Source organism: Mesorhizobium sp. M0136 (genome assembly GCF_040322515.1).
GTDB lineage: Bacteria > Pseudomonadota > Alphaproteobacteria > Rhizobiales > Rhizobiaceae > Mesorhizobium.
On the sequence record NZ_JAMYTP010000022.1, the window covers coordinates 1 to 17,466 of the forward strand.

Genomic DNA, 17,466 nt, shown 5'->3' on the forward strand with positions numbered 1-17,466 from the left:
CTCATCATCCTCGCAAACGCTCTCCTCAAGGCGCAGCGAAAATGGGCCCCTCAAACCCCTTGATCAAAACGGATACTTTAAGTTCCTGTTTTGATGCATGTCGTTGTCGCAAAACCGCTGCACACTTTTGCGCGACATGCATTAGTCCAGCCGATTTCCGGCACTGGTCTTACCGAATTCTCAATTTTCGCCTCGTCACGGCAGCTGCTTGCGACTACGACGCGGGTCACCGTACCCCACGGCGAGGAACCGGTAACGGAATGGCGCAGCCCGCAACCCAGTACTCAACGATCAGGAACGTGCTGCTGGCCGGCATCCTGCTGATGCTCGCCGGCGATTTCCTGTTTGCGCTGAACGATGCGATGGGCAAGTGGCTGGTTGCCAGTTTTTCCGTCGGCCAGGTCGTGCTGATCCGCTCGATCGGCGCGTTTTTCATACTTGGGCCGATGATTGCCCATCAGGGTGCGGCCAAGCTGTTTCTCATGGAGCGGCCGGAGTTGCAGCTGCTGCGCGTGGTGATGACAACGCTTGACACGGCGCTGTTCTACGCGGCGGTCGTCTATCTGCCGCTCGCCGATGTGATGAGCTTCTACATGGCCGGGCCGATCTACGTCGCGGCGCTGTCGCACTTTTTGCTCGGCGAAAGGGTCGGCTGGCGCCGCTGGGCGGCTATCCTGCTCGGTTTCTGCGGCGTGCTGATCATGCTGAAGCCGTCGTCGGCCGCGTTCTCGCTGTCCTCGATGTTCGCGCTCGCCGGCAGCATTTCCTTTGCCTTCGCCATCATCCTCAATCGGCGGCTGCGCGGCACCAGCGACACTTCGCTGGTCACCTGGCAAACCATCGGCACGCTGCTGGTCGGCGCTGCGCTGACCCTCGGCAGCTGGAGGACGCCGTCCTCGCTCGATTTCGGCGCCATGCTGCTTCTCGGCATCGTCTCCTGCGGCGCGCATCTGATGATCACCAGGGCGTTGAAGCTGGCGCCGGCCTCGACCTTGGCGCCGCTGCATTACAGCCTGCTGTTGTGGGCAGTGGTCTTCGGCCTCGCCTTCTTCGGCGATGTGCCTGGGCCGCGCATCCTGATCGGCTCGGCCATCGTCGTGCTGGCCGGCCTGTTCATCTTCCACCGCCAGAAGGTGGTCGACACGGTACCGCCCGAAAACGTACCGAAGGGTGTGAATTAACCCCGGCGCACCGCCGCGAGATGCCGCGAAAATTCCGGCATCTCCATCAGTGCCTTGCAGCGCGCAAACCGGCCGTCTGCATAGGCGCGAAAGTCGTCGGCCGGATTTTTGCTGGCAAGCTGGATCAGTCCCCACAGCGTCCACAAAAGGTCGCACATCGCCTTGTAGATGACGATGCGGGCGCGCTCCGCCGGTCTCGGCTCGCCGCCGAAATAGGCCAGCATCATTTCCTCGTCCTGCGCGGCGTCGAATTGCCCTTCGACGCTGAGGTCGCCGAGATCCCAGAGCGGATCGTTCATGCCGGAATATTCCCAGTCGACGATCCACATCCTGTCGCCCGTATCGAGAAAGTTTTCGCAGAGCGGGTCGCAGTGGCAGGCGACGATCGGCAGAGGTTGAGCTGCAAGTGCTGAGCGCACTGCCTCCGCCTCGCGGACCACATCGTGGTAGCCGGCAGGCAGGGCGACGTCCTTGGTTGACAGCACTTTCAGATAATCGTCGATCATCGCAAACAGCTCGAAGCGGAAGGGGAACACCGCGCCGGATGTGTGCAGTTTGCGAAAGGCCTTGCCGGCGCGTGCCGGGCTGCCCGGTCGGGTCTTGAATTTTTCCGGCGACATCGTCTCGGCGCCGGCGATGAAGCGGGTCACCAGCACGCCGGTCTCGGCATCGACATGCAGCACTTCCGGGCTGACGCCGGCCTTTGCCGCTTCCCGGGCCGCCACTGCCTCGTTGGCGCGGTTGATGTATTCCTCGGTACCCTTGCCGGGGATACGCAGGCAGAAATCCTTACCCCTGAAGACGAGGTTGGTCAGGCCGCCGAGCCGCTCCAGCGGGCCGTCATAGCCGGCCAGCATCGGAATGGCCGCAAGCGCGGTGCGTGCCTGCTCATCCGCCATGGCTTTCGCTCCTTTTCCCATCTTTATTGTCGCGACGACGGTTCCACAGTTTTCGCCGTTTGGCTATCATCGCGTAGCGGATCAATACCAGGCGACGGAACAGCAATGACGGACAGCAAACAGCAGAGCGCACTCGCCGCAGCCTATGCGGCGAAGCGGCCGGAAGACGTAGCCGCGCTCTACGACAGCTGGGCCGGCACTTACGACGCCGACATGTCGGCGGCCGGCTATCGCCATCCCACCATCTGCCTTGCCTTGCTGGCCCGCCATCTGCCGCGCGGCGCCGCACCTCTGCTCGATGCCGGCGCCGGGACCGGGCTCATCGGCGAGTGGCTCGCCATTACCGGTTATCCGCAGGTCGAGGCGCTCGACATCTCGGAAGGAATGCTGGCGCAAGCGGCGCGCAAGGGCGTCTATTCGGCGCTTCACTGCCTGGCGCTTGGCGAGCCGCTGCCCTTCGTGGATGATGCCTATGCCGGGATCATCTCAGCCGGCGTCTTCACGTCGGGCCATGTCGGAGCCGAGGGTCTGGATGAGCTGATCCGCATCTGCCGGCCGGGCGGAGTGATCGTCCTGACGGTGAAGAACACGCTGTGGGACACGGGTTTTGCCGCGCGGATCGCCGAGCTCGAGGCGCAAGGCATCGTCACCCGCGCCGAGGAGACGCCGCCCTATGTCTCGATGCCAGGCGAGGCCGATACGGTGCCGAGCCGGGGGCTGGTGCTCATCGTGAACTGAGGCGGGAGGCTCTACGCCTTCACCTTTGCTCCTGCCGGGTCGTAAAGCGGCTCGAGGTGAATCTTCGCCGGCGTCCGTTCCATTGCCACAACCAGCTCGTAGTCGCCGGAGGTGAGGAAATCATCGCTGACGCCATAGGCATTGCGCACATAGCCGTAGCCGATGTTCTTGCCGATGGTGTAGCCATAGCCGCCGCTGGTGAGATAACCGACCGCCTCGCCGTTGCGCAGGATGGTCTCGCGCCCGAGCAGCACGACGTCCGGATCATCGACAGTGAAGCCGGCAAAGCGTTTCCTGAGCGTCGAGCCACCGAGCTTTTCAAGCGCCCGCCGGCCGAGGAAATCGGTGTTCTTCCTGAGCTTCACCGCCCAGCCGAGGCCGGCCTCCTGCGGCGTGTCGTTGGGCGTGATGTCGGCGCCCCAGGCGCGGTAGCCTTTTTCCAGCCGCAGCGATTCCATCGCCCGGTAGCCGACCGGGCGGATGTCGTGGGTAGCGCCCGCCGCCATCAGCGCGTCGAAAACCTCGCCTGTCGCCGCGATCGGCGCATGCAATTCCCAGCCTAGTTCGCCAACATAGGTGACGCGCAGTGCCCGCACGGCGTGGCCGGCAATGGCGATCTCGCGAGCATGGCCGAACGGAAAGGCGGCATTCGAGACGTCAGCATCGGTCGCCGCCGACAGCACATCACGTGCGCGCGGCCCCATCAGCGACAATGTGCCGAAATCCTCGGTGACGTCGGTCAGCGTCACGTCGAACTCCCTGCCGATATGATCGGCAATCCAGGAGAAATCGTGCGTGCGGAACCCGGTGCCGGTGACGATGTAGAACTTTTCCTCGCCGAGCCTCGCCACGGTCAAATCGGCCTCGATGCCGCCGCGCGTATTGAGGAGCTGTGTGTAGGTCAGCCGGCCGACCGGCTTGGCGACGTCATTGGCGCAGATCCAGTCCAGCGCCTTCAGCGCGTCGGCTCCGGTCATTTCGTATTTGGCAAACGACGATTGGTCGAAAATACCGATCTTTTCGCGCACATGGCGATGCTCGTCGCCGACGGGTGAAAACCAGTTCTGCCGGCCCATCGAATAGACGTCCTTCGGCTCGATGCCCGCCGGCGCGAACCAGTTCGGCCGCTCCCAGCCAAGTTTCGAGCCGAACACGGCGCGATGTCTTTGCAGCCGCTCGTACAAAGGTGAGACGATGCGCGGCCGTCCGCTGACATATTCCTCATGCGGGAAGCCGATCGTGTAGTGCTTGCCGTAGGCTTCCAGCGTGCGGTCGCCGACCCATTTCCGGTCGCGGTGCAGGTCGGAGAAGCGGCGGATATCGGCCACCCACAAATCGAGCGGCGCCTCGCCGTCGACGACCCATTGCGCCAGCGCCCAGCCGGCGCCGCCGCCGGACGCGATGCCGAAGGCATTGAAGCCGGCGCCGACGAACATATTGGGGCATTCCGGCGCCACGCCGAGGATGAAATTGCCGTCCGGCGTAAAGCTCTCCGGCCCGTTGATCATCTGCTTGACGCCGACATTGGCAAGCGCCGGGACGCGCTCGATCGCCTGGCTCATATGCTGCTCGAAATGATCGTAATCATCGTCGAACAGCCGGAACTCCCAATCGTCCGGCACATCGCCGCCGGGTAGGCCGGTCGTCCACGCCTGCGGGTTCGGCTCGTAGCCGCCCATCACCAACCCGCCGACCTCCTCCTTGAAATAGGTGCGGCGATCGGGGTCGCGAATTGTCGGCGCGTCGGTCGCCAGGCCGACGATCCTCTCGGTGATGATGTACTGGTGCTTCAGCGGCTGCAGCGGCACGTTGATGCCGGCCAGCGCACCCACCTGCCGCGCCCATTGCCCGGCGCAGTTCACCACCTTGTCGCAGGCGATATCGCCCCTGTTCGTCCTAACCTTAACGATCCGGCCGTTGGTCATTTCAAAGCCGGTGACCCGCACTTCCTCGAACAATTTTGCGCCATGCATGCGCGCGCCCTTGGCCAGTGACTGGGTGATGTCGGAAGGGCTTGCCTGACCGTCGGTCGGCAGCCAGGACGCGCCGACGAGGTCGCCGGTTTCCAGCAGCGGCCACATTTCCTTGACCTCGGCCGGCGACAGCAGATGCATGTCCATGCCGAAGCTCTTGGCCGTCGTTGCCAGCCGCTTATACTCGGTCCAGCGGTCGGCATTGGTGGCGAGGCGCAGGCAGCCAGTCATCTTCCAGCCGGTGGCGAGGCCGGTTTCGGCTTCTAGCCCCTTGTAGAGATCGACTGAATATTTGAGCACGCGCGTGATCGACGCCGACGAGCGTAGCTGGCCGACCAGCCCGGCAGCATGCCAGGTCGAACCCGAGGTCAGTTTGCCCTGTTCGAGCAGCACGATTTCGGCCTTGTGGTCGCGCGCCAGATGATAGGCCGTCGAACAGCCGATGATACCACCGCCGATGACCACGATCCCGGCCTGGGCGGGCAAGGTCATGTCCGCGTCCCGTATTTTGTCCTGTAGTTTTCCAGGGCGGCTTCGAGCCGCGCCAGGTTTTCGTCGGCGTAGGCGGCGTAGTCGACGCCGGGCGCATCGAGGTAGAGCTCGGAAACCATGCCCCACATCGCCTCACGCAGCAGCGACGCGCATTGCATGGCGGCGTGCGAGCGCCGTATCGCCGGGTCCGGCTCCTTCATGAAATAGGCGGTCAGGAAGGCGAAGGATTCCTCGTCGCTCATGCCGGCGTTCGAAGCCGCACCGGCAAGGTCGAACATCGCGGTGTTGAAGCCGGCATATTCGAAGTCGATGAGCCACAGCCTGTGACCGTCGTCGATTATGTTGGCCGGCAGAAGATCGTTGTGACCGAAGACGATCGGCAGCAGTTTTTGCGCGCGCTCGAGCTCGTCCGCCAGGGTCAAAAGGCGTGGCAATTCGTCCAGCTTGCGGCTGCGGCCTTCCTCCAGCGTGCGCGCATAGTCGCGAATGACGTGGAACACCCAGAACATGAAGCCGGCGCCGGAGATGTGACTGGGCATCTCCCGGTGGAAGCCGCGCAGCAACGCGGCAACGCGGCCGAGATCAGCGCGCACGTCCTGCGCGACATAGGCCTTGGCGCCGAGATACTCCGTCACCATGACGCCGGGTCCGGTGTAGTGGACGGCCGGAGCGAAGCCTGCCGCGTGCGCTGCCCGCGCGGTCATCATCTCGCGCTCGCGAAAGACATGGTGGAACGGATAATCCTGGCCGATCCGCACGACGTGCCGCCCGGCCGCGTCCTTGACCAGATAATTGGCATTGCTCAACCCGCCCGGCAGCGGCGCGATATCGATGCCGCCGGTCCAGCAAGGCAGCGCACGGATGCGGTCTTCGACAGTCACGATCTCGTCCATCGGGTCAATTTTCCACGCATGTCACGGCTGGCCAGCGATGACAATCGGACGGAGGAATGGCGGCAACGCGAAGATCTCGTCGGTGCAGATCTCGGGATCGGTATCCCGCACCGCACCGACGAGCCCCTTTGTGCCGGGTTCTTCGACGCCGGCATCCGCCCCCGCGGATCCTGAATTTCGGTCCCTTGCACCCGACGATCTCCCGGGCATTCGGGCAGGCGATTTTTCGTGCGGCTCAGCCGTCGTCCTCCGTTCCGAGCCTGTCACGGCGATAATGTCGCGCCACGCTGGAGGCGTTGTCAACGCGAAATTGTGGTGTTTTCTGGTTTTTTGCCCGAATTTTGCTAAATTTCCTGGAGTTAGTGGCATTTATGCCGTAGAACCGGTCAATGGTGCAACAATCCGACCGGATGGAACTGATGCTCCACTCGAAGCGGCATGGCGAAATCCTGCGCCTCCTCAAGGAGGAAGGCACCGTTACCATTGCCAGCCTGGCTGATCGGCTGGGCGTCTCGCTGGAGACAGTACGCCGCGACGTCAAGCCACTGACCAGCGACGGTTCCATCCTCAAGATGCACGGCGCCGTCGGCCTGCCGTCGATTGCCGGCGAAGCGCCGTTCGAGCGGCGCATGCGCGAGAACGCCGATGCCAAGCGAGCTATTGCCCGCATGGTCGCCGCCACCATCCGCGACGGCGAATCGATCATGCTCGACACCGGCACCACCACCTCATTCCTGGCCCGGGAACTGCTCGGCCACCGGCGGCTGACGGTCGTCACCAACTCCTCCGACATCGCCCGCACACTGGCCACCGTCAACGGCAACAAGGTCTATATGGCCGGCGGCGAGCTGCGCAGCGATTCCGGTGCTGCCTTCGGCGTCTCGGCCATCGAATTCGTCAGCCGTTTTTCCGTCAGCCATGCAGTGATATCGACCGGTGCGGTCGATGCTGTCACCGGCGTCATGGACTATGATCTGGAAGAGGCCGAATTCGCCCGCATGGTGCTGTCGCGCGGTCAGCGTTCGCTTGTCGTCACCGACCACAGCAAGTTCGGCCGCCAGGGCCTTGTTCAGGTCTGCGGGTTCGGCGGCTTTTCCGAACTCGCGACCGACCGGCCGCCGCCGCACGACATCGCCGCCGCCCTCGTCCAGGCCGGCGCGCGGCTCAGCATTGCGGACGGCGGAAGCGAGGGCTGAGCTCTATCGGCAGATCGGCACCAGCACCCACTTCCCAGCGCCGCCTCTGCCGTGTTTAGTCCGGCCATGGCTTTCACCATCCGCCAATTGCAGTTCTTCATCGCCGTGGCCGAGCAGGGCACAGTGTCGGGCGCCGCCCAGAACCTGTCGATCTCGCAATCCTCGGTCACCGAAGCGATCAAGGAGTTGGAGCACGATCTCGGCGTCGAGCTGTTCGAGCGCCACCCGCGCGGCTTGAACATCACCCACAAAGGCCACCAGTTCCTGCGCCATGCGAGGAAGATCCTGGCGGACGTTTCCGATGCGCGCCGCGCCTTCTTCGGCGAACGGATCGCGGCAAGCGGGCGGCTGCAACTTGGCGTCACCTCGTTGGTCGCTGGCTATGTGCTTTCCGATCTTCTTGCCCGCTACCGCCGCGCCTATCCGGGTGTCGAGGTCTCGGCGATCGAGGACAATGGCGACTATCTCGAGCATCTGTTGATCGGCGGCAAGCTCGACATTGCCGTCATGGTCACCTCGAACCTGCGCGACCGCACCGCGCTGCAGTCCGAAATCCTCGAAGTCTCGGCCTACCGGCTGTGGCTGCCGCTCGGCCACCCCTTGGCCGGTGCCGACATCATCGGCATCGGCGACATCGCCTCGGAACCGCTGATCATGCTGACCGTCGACGAGATCGAGGAGAATACCGGAAAGCTGCTGACGGCAATCGGCGCCAAGCCGCATGTCGCCTTCCGCACCCGCTCGGTCGAAGCGGTGCGCAGCCTCGTCGCTACCGGCGCCGGCGTGGCGCTGCTGCCCGATCTCGTCTACCGGCCATGGTCGCTGGAAGGCGACCGCATCGAATCGCGCGATATTTCGGGGTCGTTGCCGGTCGTCCAGGTCGGCATGGTCTGGCGGCGCGGCTCCGGCCTGCCGCAAGCGGCGCGCGACTTCATCGGACTTGCCCAGTCGCAGCGCATGGTGCGCCAACGGCCCGAGAAGATTGGCCGCTGACGTATCGGAAAAATCGATATCGGCTTTCTGATAAATGAATTTGCGAAACCGGAAATTTCGCAGCACTTTTCGGTCAGGGAACAAAGCTGCCGCCGGAGCACGGCCCTCAGAGCCGCGCATCCAACGTCTTTGAACGGGCGCATGATCTTCTTCCGAAAACCGAAACCGGTTTCGAGGTCATGCAAAAATGGGAGATCGACGATGAATTCATTGCTGAAATCATGCACTGCCTTGATGGTCGCGCTGAGCTTCTCCGGCCAGGCCATCGCCCAGGTCAAGGAGCTCGGCAAAGGCGAAGGCGAGGTCAATATCGTCGCCTGGCCGGGCTATATCGAGCGCGGCGAAACCGACAAGGCCTATGATTGGGTCACTTCGTTCGAGAAGGAAACCGGCTGCAAGGTCAACGTCAAGACCGCCAACACCTCCGACGAGATGGTCTCACTGATGAACGAGGGCGGCTTCGATCTCGTCACCGCCTCGGGCGACGCTTCGCTGCGCCTTGTCGCAGGCAAGCGCGTCCAGCCGATCAACACTGACCTCATACCGAGCTGGAAGACGGTCGACGACCGGCTGAAGGATGCGCCCTGGTTCACCGTCGGCGGAGTCCATTACGGCGTCCCCTATCAGTGGGGGCCGAACGTGCTGATGTACAACACCGAAGTGTTCAAGGAGGCGCCGAAGAGCTGGAACGTGGTCTTCGAGGAAATGAAGCTTTCCGACGGCAAGTCGAACAAGGGCCGCGTCCAGGCCTATGACGGGCCCATCCACATCGCCGATGCCGCCAATTACCTGATGGCCCACAAGCCGGAGCTCGGCATCAAGGATCCGTACGAACTGACCGAAGACCAGTACAAGGCCGCGCTCGACCTTCTGCGGGTCCAGCGTACGCTGGTCGGACGCTATTGGCACGACGCCGCCATCCAGGTCGACGATTTCCAGAACGAAGGCGTCGTCGCCTCCGGCTCCTGGCCCTACCAGGTCAACACGCTGATCGCGGCAAAGAAGCCGGTCGCCTCGACCATCCCCGAGGAGGGCGTTACCGGCTGGGCCGACACCACGATGATGGAGGCCGATGCTGCCCACCCGAACTGCGCCTACATGTGGATGGAGCATTCGCTGTCGCCGAAAGTGCAGGGCGACGTCTCCGCCTGGTTCGGCTCGCTGCCGGTGGTGCCTGCCGCCTGCAAGGGCAACGAACTGCTCGGCGAAGAAGGCTGCAAGACCAACGGCTACGACAATTTCGACAAGATCAAGTTCTGGAAGACGCCGGTCTCGAAATGCGCCACCCAGAACGACCAGTGCGTACCCTACTACCGCTGGGTGTCGGACTATATCGGCGTCATCGGCGGGCGGTGAGTTCGCCTCACCTACGAAGCCCGGCGCTGCCCGTCACCCTTACCCTCTCCCGGTGAAGAACGGGGGGCCGCCAGCGTTGGAGCGTCTCCCTTCTCCCCGTCACCATATGGGGAGGAGGTGCCGGCAGGCGGATGAGGGGCGCAACCGCATGAAAATTTGATGAGCCTGACAGATCAGGACAGCCCCATGACCTCCGCCGTTTCCTTCCAAAAAGTCTCCCGCCATTTCGGCAGCGTGCGTGCGGTCGACGCGGTCGATCTCGACATCGTGCCGGGCGAGTTCTTCGCCATGCTCGGGCCTTCCGGCTCGGGCAAGACGACGTGCCTGCGCCTCATTGCCGGTTTCGAGCAGCCGACGGCGGGGTCGATCTCGATCTTCGGCGAACGTGCCGAGGGCGTGCCGCCCTATCGCCGCAACGTCAACACCGTGTTCCAGGATTATGCGCTGTTCCCGCATCTCAACGTGCTCGACAACGTCGCCTATGGGCTGATGGTCAAGGGCATCGGCAGACCGGAGCGGCAAAAGGCGGCGGAAGACGCGCTGGCGCTGGTGCGGCTTCCCGGCTACGGCGCGCGTCGCCCTGGCCAGCTTTCCGGCGGCCAGCGCCAGCGCGTCGCGCTCGCCCGGGCGCTGGTCAACCAGCCCAAGGTGCTGCTGCTCGACGAGCCGCTCGGCGCGCTCGACCTCAAGCTTCGCGAAAACATGCAGGAGGAGTTGAAATCGCTGCAGAAGGCGCTTGGCATCACCTTCGTGTTCGTCACCCACGACCAGGGCGAAGCGCTGTCGATGGCCGACCGCGTCGCCGTGTTCAACGATGGCAAGATCATGCAGATCGGCACGCCGGAAGACGTCTACCAGCGCCCCAAGACCCGCTTCGTCGCCGATTTCGTCGGCTCGTCCAACGTGTTGCCGCCGGATTTCGTCCAGCGCTATGCCGGCCAGCATCGCTGGGGCAGCCTGCGGCCCGAATCCATTCGCATCGGCCGGGCGGCCAAGGGCGACGGCGTTGCCGCCCGCCTGGTGTCGACCAATTATCTCGGCGCCACGACAAGACTGGCACTCGATGCAGAGGGCTTGCGGCTGCATGCCATCGTGCCGGCGGGTGCTGCCTTGCCCCGGGCAGGCGAGGCGGTGGTGCTCACCTTCAACCGCGAGCAGTTACATCTGATGGACGATCTCGGATGAGCCTGGACGCTGCCATGCCGCGGGCCACAGCGCCCGCCATCCTGCCGGGAAGCGGCGGCCTGCGTGGCGCGCTCTCCGACCTCTTCTGGCGCCGGCCGCAATTCCTGCTTCTGCTCATGCTGCTGCCGCCGGTCCTGTGGCTCGGCATCGTCTATATCGGCTCACTCTTCGCACTGCTTTTGCAGAGCTTCTTTTCGATCGACGAGTTCTCCGGCCTGATCAACCGGCAGTTCACGCTGAAGACTTATGGCGACCTGCTGCAGGCTGCCAATCTCGACATCATCCTGCGCACGGTGACGATGGCGGCGCTGGTGACGCTGGCGGCGGCGGTCATCGCCTTTCCCATCGCCTATTACGCGGCGCGCTATGCGCGCGGCCGCTGGAAGGCGCTGTTTTATCTCGGCGTCATGCTGCCGCTGTGGTCGAGCTACCTGGTCAAGATCTATGCCTGGAAGCTGATCCTCGCCAAGGAAGGCATCCTGACGTGGCTACTGGCCAAATTGCATCTTCTGTGGCTGCTCGACGCCTGGCTGTCGCTGCCGGTCGTCGGCGGCAACTCGCTGTCGGTCTCCTCAACCGGCACTTTCATCGTCTTCGTCTATGTCTGGCTGCCGTTCATGATCCTGCCGGTGCAGGCCGCACTCGAGCGCGTGCCGGGCAATTTGGTCGAGGCTTCGTCCGATCTCGGTGCCTCGCCCGGGCAGACCTTCCGCAACGTGCTGTTCCCGCTGGCGCTGCCCGGCATCGTCGCCGGCTCGATCTTCACCTTCTCGCTGACGCTCGGCGACTACATCATCCCACAGATCATCGGCACCTCGCGGCTGTTCATCGGCCAGGCCGTTTATTCGCAGCAAGGCACCGCCGGCAACATCCCGCTCGCCGCCGCCTTTACCGTGGTGCCTATCGTCATCATGGGCTTCTATCTCTGGGGCGCCAAGCGCATGGGGGCTTTCGATGCGCTCTGACCATGGCCCATCCGCGCCGATCGGCCTGAAGCTCGCTGCCACCGGCGGCCTGCTTTTCCTGCATTTGCCGATTCTGCTGATCTTCGTCTATGCCTTCACCACCGAGGAGAAGAGCTTCGTCTGGCCGCCGCCGGGCCTGACCACGCAATGGTTCGCCGTCACCTGGAATCGCCCCGACGTCTGGCAGGCGCTGTCGCTGTCGGTGCGGGTCGCGGCGATCTCGACCGCCATCGCGCTGGTCCTCGGCACGCTGTGCGCCGCTGCCGTGTCGCGCACAAAATTCTTCGGCCGCGAAACCATCTCGCTGCTGGTCATCCTGCCCATCGCGCTGCCCGGCATCATCACTGGCATCGCGCTGCGCTCAGCCTTCGCGCTGGCCGAAATCCCGTTCTCGTTCTGGACAATCGTGCTCGGCCACGCCACCTTCTGCGTGGTCGTCGTCTACAACAATGCGGTCGCCCGTCTCCGCCGCACGTCCGGCTCGATGATCGAGGCGTCGATGGACCTCGGCGCCGATGGTTTCCAGACGTTTCGGCATGTCGTGCTACCCAACATCGCAACCGCGCTGCTGGCCGGCGGCATGCTTGCCTTTGCGCTGTCCTTCGACGAGGTCATCGTCACCACCTTCACCGCCGGCCAGCAGCAGACGGTGCCGATCTGGATGCTGGAGGAATTGATCCGTCCGCGCCAGCGTCCGGTCACCAATGTCGTGGCCATGGTCGTGGTGCTGGTGACGCTGCTTCCCATCCTCGCTGCCTATTACCTGACCCGCGACGGCGACCAGATCGCCGGTTCGGGCAAATGATCTCGTTCATAAGGGAGAGACTTCCATGGACACGCAGATGCTGATCGGCTCGAAATTCGAAAAAGGCACCGAGACCGAGGAACCGATCCTCAACCCGAAGACCGGGGCGACCATCCTCAATCTGCCCGAGGCCAGCCCCGTGCAGATCGAGGCGGCCGTACTTGCCGCCGAAAAAGCCTTCGTCACCTGGTCCCGCACAACACCGGCGCAGCGCGCCGGCTATCTCCTGAAGATCGCCGATCGCATCGAGGCTGCGGCAAAGGATTTCGCGGCGCTCGAGGCGCTGAACTGCGGCAAGCCGATCAATGCCGTGCTCAATGACGAGATCCCGGCGATCGTCGACTGCTACCGCTTCTTTGCCGGCGCGGTCCGCTCGATGCCTGGCCAGGTCGCCGGCGAATACATTCCCGGCCACACCTCGATGGTCCGCCGCGACGCCATCGGCGTTGTGGCGTCGATCGCGCCGTGGAACTATCCGCTGATGATGATGGCCTGGAAGCTGGCGCCGGCGATTGCCGGCGGCAACACGGTCGTCTTCAAGCCGTCGGAACAGACGCCGCTGACCGCGCTGAAGCTGGCGAAAATCCTTGTCGAGATCCTGCCGGAAGGCGTCGTCAACGTCGTGCTCGGCCGCGGCGACAGCGTCGGCAACACGCTGATCAACCATCCGAAGGTCAACATGATCTCGATCACCGGCGACGTCGCCACCGGCAAGAAGGTGCTGCAGGCCGCCGCTAAATCGGTCAAGCGCACACATCTCGAGCTCGGCGGCAAGGCGCCGGTCATCGTCTTCGACGACGCCGATCTCGGTGCGGTGGTCAACGGCCTGCGCGCCTTCGGCTATTACAATGCCGGCCAGGATTGCACCGCCGCCTGCCGCATCTATGCCGGCAAGAAGATCTATGACAAACTCGTCGCGGACCTCTCTGCTGCGGTCTCGACCATCAAGTATGATCGCCCCGATGATACCGAGAACGAGATCGGCCCGCTGATTTCGCGTCGCCAGCGTGACCGCGTCTCGAGCTTCGTCGAGCGCGCCTCGGAGCTCAAGCACATCGAGATCACTACGGGCGGCAAGCCGGGCGAGGGCTCCGGCTTCTTCTACCAGCCGACCGTCGTCGCCGGCGCGCTGCAGGAGGACGAGATCGTGCGCCGCGAAGTGTTCGGCCCGGTGGTCTCGGTCACCCGCTTTTCCGAAGTCGACGAAGCGGTGAACTGGGCCAATGATTCTGACTACGGCCTGGCGTCGTCGGTGTGGACCAAGGATGTTTCGCGCGCCATGGCGACGGCCGCCCGCTTGCAATATGGCTGCACCTGGATCAACACCCATTTCATGCTGACCAACGAGATGCCGCATGGCGGGTTGAAACAATCCGGCTACGGCAAGGACATGTCGCTATATGCGCTGGAGGACTATACCGCAGTCCGCCACGTCATGATTGCGCACGGATAGCGCCCTCGGGGAGACGGTGGCCTCAGGCCGAAGGCGCCACGCGATTATTCTTCCGCCTCCTCCGCCCCGCTCGCGGCCGGCGCAACCAGCAGCACAGCGGCGCCGAGGATCGCTGCGATGAAAGAGCCGGCGAGGATGCCGACCTTGACCGCGTCCTGCAGAGCGACGTCGCTGGCGAAGGCGAGCAGACCGATGAACAGGCTCATGGTGAAGCCGATGCCGCAGAGCAGTGAAATACCGATCATGTGCAGCCAGCCGGCATTGACCGGCAGATCGGCAAATCCGAGCCGGATGGCAAGCGCGGAAGACCCGAACACGCCGACCAGTTTGCCGGCGACGAGACCCGCGGCGACGCCGAGCGTCAGCGGCTCGACCAGTGCGGCAGCGCTGAGACCGCCGAGCGAAACGCCGGCGTTGGCAAAACCGAAGATCGGGATGACGAAAAAGGGTACGATTTTGTGCAGGCCGTGTTCGAGCCGGTGCAGCGGCGAATGGTCGAGATCGTGGCCGCTGCCCGACGAGATCTTCAGCGGTATGGTGAGAGCCAGCGCGACCCCGGCGAGCGTCGCATGGACGCCCGATTTCAAAACCAAAACCCACAGCACGACACCAAGCACGATATAAGGCAGCAGCGTCAGCACCCGCATGCGGTTGAGCACCACCAGCAGCGCGATAACGGCGAAGGCGGCGCCGAGATAGGCCAGCGACAGGCCGCTGGTATAGAACACCGCGATGATGAGCACGGCGCCGAGATCGTCGATGATGGCGAGCGCGGTAAGGAATATCTTCAACGAGCCCGGCACGCGGCTGCCGAGCAGCGACAGCACGCCGAGCGCAAAGGCGATGTCGGTGGCGGTCGGGATCGCCCAACCGGACAGAGCGGCTGGATTGTTGCGGTTGATGGCGACGTAGACCAGTGCCGGCACCGCCATGCCACCGGCGGCGGCGATGCCGGGCAGCACGCGGCGCGGCCAGGTCGAGAGCTGGCCGTCGAGCATCTCGCGCTTGATCTCGAGGCCAACCAGCAGGAAGAACACCGCCATCAGGCCGTCATTGATCCAGTGCGAGACGCTGAGCGGTCCGAGATAGGCATGGAGGGCGGAGAAATAAGCTTCGGCCAGCGGCGAATTGGCGACGATCAGGGCCAGGGCCGCCGCAGCCATCAGGATGAGGCCGCCGGCCGCCTCGCTGTCGAGGAATTCGCGCAGCATGGAGACCAGCCGCTTTTCGTCCTGCATGTCGCCTCCGTCGTATCAGCGGCAAGGTCCGACACACCGCCAAGCGATGATGCGCAAACGGCGCTGGCCGGGCAAGCCTGGAGTCAGAACCTTTTAGCGCGGCGCGCGCTTGGCGAGGATGCGTTGCAGCGTGCGGCGATGCATGTTCAGGCGGCGTGCGGTTTCCGAGACATTGCGGTCGCACATTTCGTAGACGCGTTGGATGTGTTCCCAGCGCACGCGATCGGCCGACATTGGATTTTCGGGCGGTGCGGCACGTTCGCCCGCCGTGCGGGTCAGGGCTGCAAAGATGTCGTCGGCATCGGCCGGCTTCGATAGATAGTCGATGGCGCCGAGCTTTACGGCCGTCACCGCAGTGGCGATGTTGCCATAGCCTGTAAGGATTATGGCGCGAGCATCGTCGCGCTTCTCGCGAATGGCAGCGACGACGTCGAGGCCGTTGCCGTCGGCCAGCCGCATGTCGACCACCGCATAGGCCGGCGGATTGGCGCGCGCCTTGGCAACCGCCTCCTCGACGCTCTCCGCCGTCTCGACCACGAAACCCCTGGTTTCCATGGCGCGGGCAAGCCGCGTCAGGAACGGCTTGTCGTCGTCCACGATCAGCAGCGAGGTGTCCTCGCCTTCGACCAATGCGCCAATCGTTTCGTCAGTACTCATCGTGCTGAAAATCCTGCTGCCTGATTTTTACGCAAATATAGTTTCGCAACGCTATTGTCCAATTTAGGCCGTGTCGAACATGGTGGCCGAAGCCTGCTCGGGATTAAGGAAGACGCTGCGCGGCCACGATATCTGCACGATAGCGCCCTCCCCGGGCTCGCTCGAATTGCGGAAATCGAGCGTAGCGCCGGAGCGTTCGAGCAAGGTCTTGGCGATGAATAGGCCGAGGCCGAGGCCGCCGCCGGCTTCGGTGCCTTGTCGGGTCGACATGTAGGGTTCGCCGATACGGTCGATGATCTCCGGCGGAAAGCCCGGCCCGTCGTCGATGATCGAGAAGCTGACGGCGGCCTCGTTCCACTTCCAGCGTATGGTGACGTTCTTGCGGGCGAAGTCGACAGCGTTCTCGACCAAATTGCCGAGGCCGTAAATGACGCCGGGATTGCGCCGGCCCACCGGTTCCGGGCCGATGCGCTCGCCCGGCCGAAGCTTGATCGAAATGCCGAAATCGCGGTGCGGTGCCGTCACTTCCTCGACCAGCGAGGTCAGCGGCAGGCGCGAGAGGTGCACTTCGCTCTCGGAGGAAAGGCTGGTCAGGCGCTTCAGGATTTCGCGGCAGCGCTCGCTCTGCGAACGCAGCAACTTCACGTCCTCGCCGTATTTCGGATCTTCGCCAAGCGCCTTCTCCATCTCCTTGGCGACAAGCGTGATGGTGGCGAGCGGCGTGCCGAGTTCGTGCGCGGCGGCCGCGGCGAGGCCGTCGAGGGCCGAGAGATGCTGTTCTCGCTGCAGCACCAATTCCGTGGCGGCAAGCGCGTTGGCAAGCAGGCGCGCCTCCTCTGCCACTCGGAAGGCATAGATCGCGGTAAAGGCAATGGAGCAGAACACCGCCATCCACATGCCGGCGACATAGATGAACGGCATCGCCAATGGCGCCCCCTCATGCCAGGGCAGCGGCAGGTGGTAGAAGACCAGCAGCGTCGCCGCCACGATCACCAGCGCGCCGAGCAGAGCCGTCAACCGCAGCGGCAGCGACGTCGCCGAGACGACGACGGGCACGGTCATCAGCAGCGAAAACGGATTGGTAAGGCCGCCGGTCATGTAGAGCAGGCCGGCAAGCTGCAGGCTGTCGAAGGTCAGGATGGCAAAGGCCGAGAACGGGGTAAGCCGATGCGCCGCCGGATAGCGGAAGGTCAGCAACAGGTTCATCCAGGCCGAACAAGCGATCAGCGCAAAACACATGCTGACCGGCAGCGGAAATTTCAATCCGTAGGCGACGACAAGCACGGTCAGGCTCTGGCCGACAATGGCAAGCCAGCGCAGCCTGATCAGCGTGTTGAGGCGCAGCCGCTGGCTTTGCTGGAAGTCGGGCGCGTGCAGAATGTTTATCATGGCGGGATTATAGAGGGGAAACCGCTGGAGGTCTTTCCGAAAACCGGGACCGC

Annotated in this window: 15 protein-coding genes; 9 read left to right on the plus strand and 6 right to left on the minus strand. The window is 63.9% G+C overall.

From position 1 onward, the window contains the following. Nucleotides 1-260: 260 nt before the first annotated feature. The gene (locus NKJ35_RS23675) at nucleotides 261-1,181 is read left to right on the plus strand and encodes a DMT family transporter (protein ID WP_352649756.1); all 921 of its coding nucleotides are present in this window, start codon (nucleotides 261-263) and stop codon (nucleotides 1,179-1,181) included. On the opposite strand, the gene NKJ35_RS23680 is transcribed toward NKJ35_RS23675, so the two are convergent. Beyond that, nucleotides 1,178-2,080 (minus strand): phosphotransferase, encoded by a 903-nt coding sequence (locus NKJ35_RS23680; RefSeq protein WP_352649757.1) that lies wholly within the window; start codon nucleotides 2,078-2,080, stop codon nucleotides 1,178-1,180. The two genes, NKJ35_RS23675 and NKJ35_RS23680, sit on opposite strands and share 4 nt — an antisense overlap. A gap of 105 nt (nucleotides 2,081-2,185) precedes the next feature. Here NKJ35_RS23680 and NKJ35_RS23685 point away from each other — a divergent pair, with 105 nt between their 5' ends. Then, nucleotides 2,186-2,818 (plus strand): class I SAM-dependent DNA methyltransferase, encoded by a 633-nt coding sequence (locus NKJ35_RS23685; protein ID WP_352649758.1) that lies wholly within the window; start codon nucleotides 2,186-2,188, stop codon nucleotides 2,816-2,818. Nucleotides 2,819-2,829: 11 nt separating this feature from the next. On the opposite strand, the gene NKJ35_RS23690 is transcribed toward NKJ35_RS23685, so the two are convergent. Both NKJ35_RS23690 and NKJ35_RS23695 read right to left on the minus strand, forming a co-directional pair. After that, entirely contained in the window at nucleotides 2,830-5,283 is a 2,454-nt protein-coding gene (locus NKJ35_RS23690) for a GcvT family protein (RefSeq protein ID WP_352649759.1), read from the minus strand. Then, nucleotides 5,280-6,164, minus strand: coding sequence for a phosphotransferase (locus tag NKJ35_RS23695; protein ID WP_352479885.1), 885 nt, complete (start codon nucleotides 6,162-6,164; stop codon nucleotides 5,280-5,282). Before NKJ35_RS23695 ends, NKJ35_RS23690 begins: the two co-directional genes overlap by 4 nt. A 431-nt stretch (nucleotides 6,165-6,595) precedes the next feature. Between NKJ35_RS23695 and NKJ35_RS23700 the strand changes: the two genes are divergently transcribed. From NKJ35_RS23700 to NKJ35_RS23730, 7 genes are all read left to right on the plus strand, one after another. Next, nucleotides 6,596-7,372, plus strand: a complete 777-nt coding sequence (locus NKJ35_RS23700) for a DeoR/GlpR family DNA-binding transcription regulator (protein ID WP_352649760.1) — start codon at nucleotides 6,596-6,598, stop codon at nucleotides 7,370-7,372. Nucleotides 7,373-7,438: 66 nt separating this feature from the next. Continuing rightward, nucleotides 7,439-8,365: a LysR family transcriptional regulator gene (locus NKJ35_RS23705; protein WP_254816127.1), complete on the plus strand. Its 927-nt coding sequence runs from the start codon at nucleotides 7,439-7,441 to the stop codon at nucleotides 8,363-8,365. 201 nt (nucleotides 8,366-8,566) lie between these two features. Then, nucleotides 8,567-9,721, plus strand: a complete 1,155-nt coding sequence (locus tag NKJ35_RS23710) for an ABC transporter substrate-binding protein (RefSeq protein WP_352649761.1) — start codon at nucleotides 8,567-8,569, stop codon at nucleotides 9,719-9,721. A 186-nt stretch (nucleotides 9,722-9,907) separates the two neighbouring features. Beyond that, on the plus strand, nucleotides 9,908-10,906 hold the full coding sequence (locus tag NKJ35_RS23715) for an ABC transporter ATP-binding protein (protein ID WP_352649762.1): 999 nt from the start codon (nucleotides 9,908-9,910) through the stop codon (nucleotides 10,904-10,906). Between the two features lie 14 nt (nucleotides 10,907-10,920). Next, nucleotides 10,921-11,871 carry an ABC transporter permease gene (locus NKJ35_RS23720; protein ID WP_254816389.1) on the plus strand — a complete coding sequence of 317 codons (951 nt, stop codon included), beginning with the start codon at nucleotides 10,921-10,923 and terminating at the stop codon, nucleotides 11,869-11,871. Next, nucleotides 11,861-12,676 (plus strand): ABC transporter permease, encoded by an 816-nt coding sequence (locus NKJ35_RS23725; RefSeq protein WP_352649763.1) that lies wholly within the window; start codon nucleotides 11,861-11,863, stop codon nucleotides 12,674-12,676. The genes NKJ35_RS23720 and NKJ35_RS23725 overlap by 11 nt, the downstream gene beginning before the upstream one ends. A 25-nt stretch (nucleotides 12,677-12,701) precedes the next feature. Continuing rightward, a complete protein-coding gene (locus NKJ35_RS23730; protein WP_352649764.1) occupies nucleotides 12,702-14,129 on the plus strand; it encodes a gamma-aminobutyraldehyde dehydrogenase in 1,428 nt (475 codons plus the stop codon). A 44-nt stretch (nucleotides 14,130-14,173) separates the two neighbouring features. On the opposite strand, the gene nhaA is transcribed toward NKJ35_RS23730, so the two are convergent. The 3 genes from nhaA to NKJ35_RS23745 all read right to left on the minus strand — a co-directional run bounded on the left by nhaA (nucleotide 14,174) and on the right by NKJ35_RS23745 (nucleotide 17,413). Next, a complete protein-coding gene (nhaA, locus tag NKJ35_RS23735) occupies nucleotides 14,174-15,367 on the minus strand; it encodes a Na+/H+ antiporter NhaA (protein ID WP_352649765.1) in 1,194 nt (397 codons plus the stop codon). Between the two features lie 93 nt (nucleotides 15,368-15,460). Continuing rightward, complete coding sequence (locus tag NKJ35_RS23740) at nucleotides 15,461-16,024, minus strand: ActR/PrrA/RegA family redox response regulator transcription factor (RefSeq protein ID WP_352649766.1); 564 nt, start codon at nucleotides 16,022-16,024, stop codon at nucleotides 15,461-15,463. A gap of 63 nt (nucleotides 16,025-16,087) precedes the next feature. After that, nucleotides 16,088-17,413: an ActS/PrrB/RegB family redox-sensitive histidine kinase gene (locus tag NKJ35_RS23745; RefSeq protein WP_352479855.1), complete on the minus strand. Its 1,326-nt coding sequence runs from the start codon at nucleotides 17,411-17,413 to the stop codon at nucleotides 16,088-16,090. Nucleotides 17,414-17,466 lie beyond the last annotated feature (53 nt).

Coding starts and splice junctions, on each gene's coding strand:
- NKJ35_RS23745 (WP_352479855.1), bottom strand. CDS start 17,413: ATGATAAACATTCTGCACGCGCCCGACTTCCAGCAAAGCCAGCGGCTG.
- nhaA (WP_352649765.1), bottom strand. CDS start 15,367: ATGCAGGACGAAAAGCGGCTGGTCTCCATGCTGCGCGAATTCCTCGAC.
- NKJ35_RS23685 (WP_352649758.1), top strand. CDS start 2,186: ATGACGGACAGCAAACAGCAGAGCGCACTCGCCGCAGCCTATGCGGCG.
- NKJ35_RS23680 (WP_352649757.1), bottom strand. CDS start 2,080: ATGGCGGATGAGCAGGCACGCACCGCGCTTGCGGCCATTCCGATGCTG.
- NKJ35_RS23730 (WP_352649764.1), top strand. CDS start 12,702: ATGGACACGCAGATGCTGATCGGCTCGAAATTCGAAAAAGGCACCGAG.
- NKJ35_RS23715 (WP_352649762.1), top strand. CDS start 9,908: ATGACCTCCGCCGTTTCCTTCCAAAAAGTCTCCCGCCATTTCGGCAGC.
- NKJ35_RS23675 (WP_352649756.1), top strand. CDS start 261: ATGGCGCAGCCCGCAACCCAGTACTCAACGATCAGGAACGTGCTGCTG.
- NKJ35_RS23690 (WP_352649759.1), bottom strand. CDS start 5,283: ATGACCTTGCCCGCCCAGGCCGGGATCGTGGTCATCGGCGGTGGTATC.
- NKJ35_RS23710 (WP_352649761.1), top strand. CDS start 8,567: ATGAATTCATTGCTGAAATCATGCACTGCCTTGATGGTCGCGCTGAGC.
- NKJ35_RS23700 (WP_352649760.1), top strand. CDS start 6,596: ATGCTCCACTCGAAGCGGCATGGCGAAATCCTGCGCCTCCTCAAGGAG.
- NKJ35_RS23705 (WP_254816127.1), top strand. CDS start 7,439: ATGGCTTTCACCATCCGCCAATTGCAGTTCTTCATCGCCGTGGCCGAG.
- NKJ35_RS23725 (WP_352649763.1), top strand. CDS start 11,861: ATGCGCTCTGACCATGGCCCATCCGCGCCGATCGGCCTGAAGCTCGCT.
- NKJ35_RS23740 (WP_352649766.1), bottom strand. CDS start 16,024: ATGAGTACTGACGAAACGATTGGCGCATTGGTCGAAGGCGAGGACACC.
- NKJ35_RS23720 (WP_254816389.1), top strand. CDS start 10,921: ATGCCGCGGGCCACAGCGCCCGCCATCCTGCCGGGAAGCGGCGGCCTG.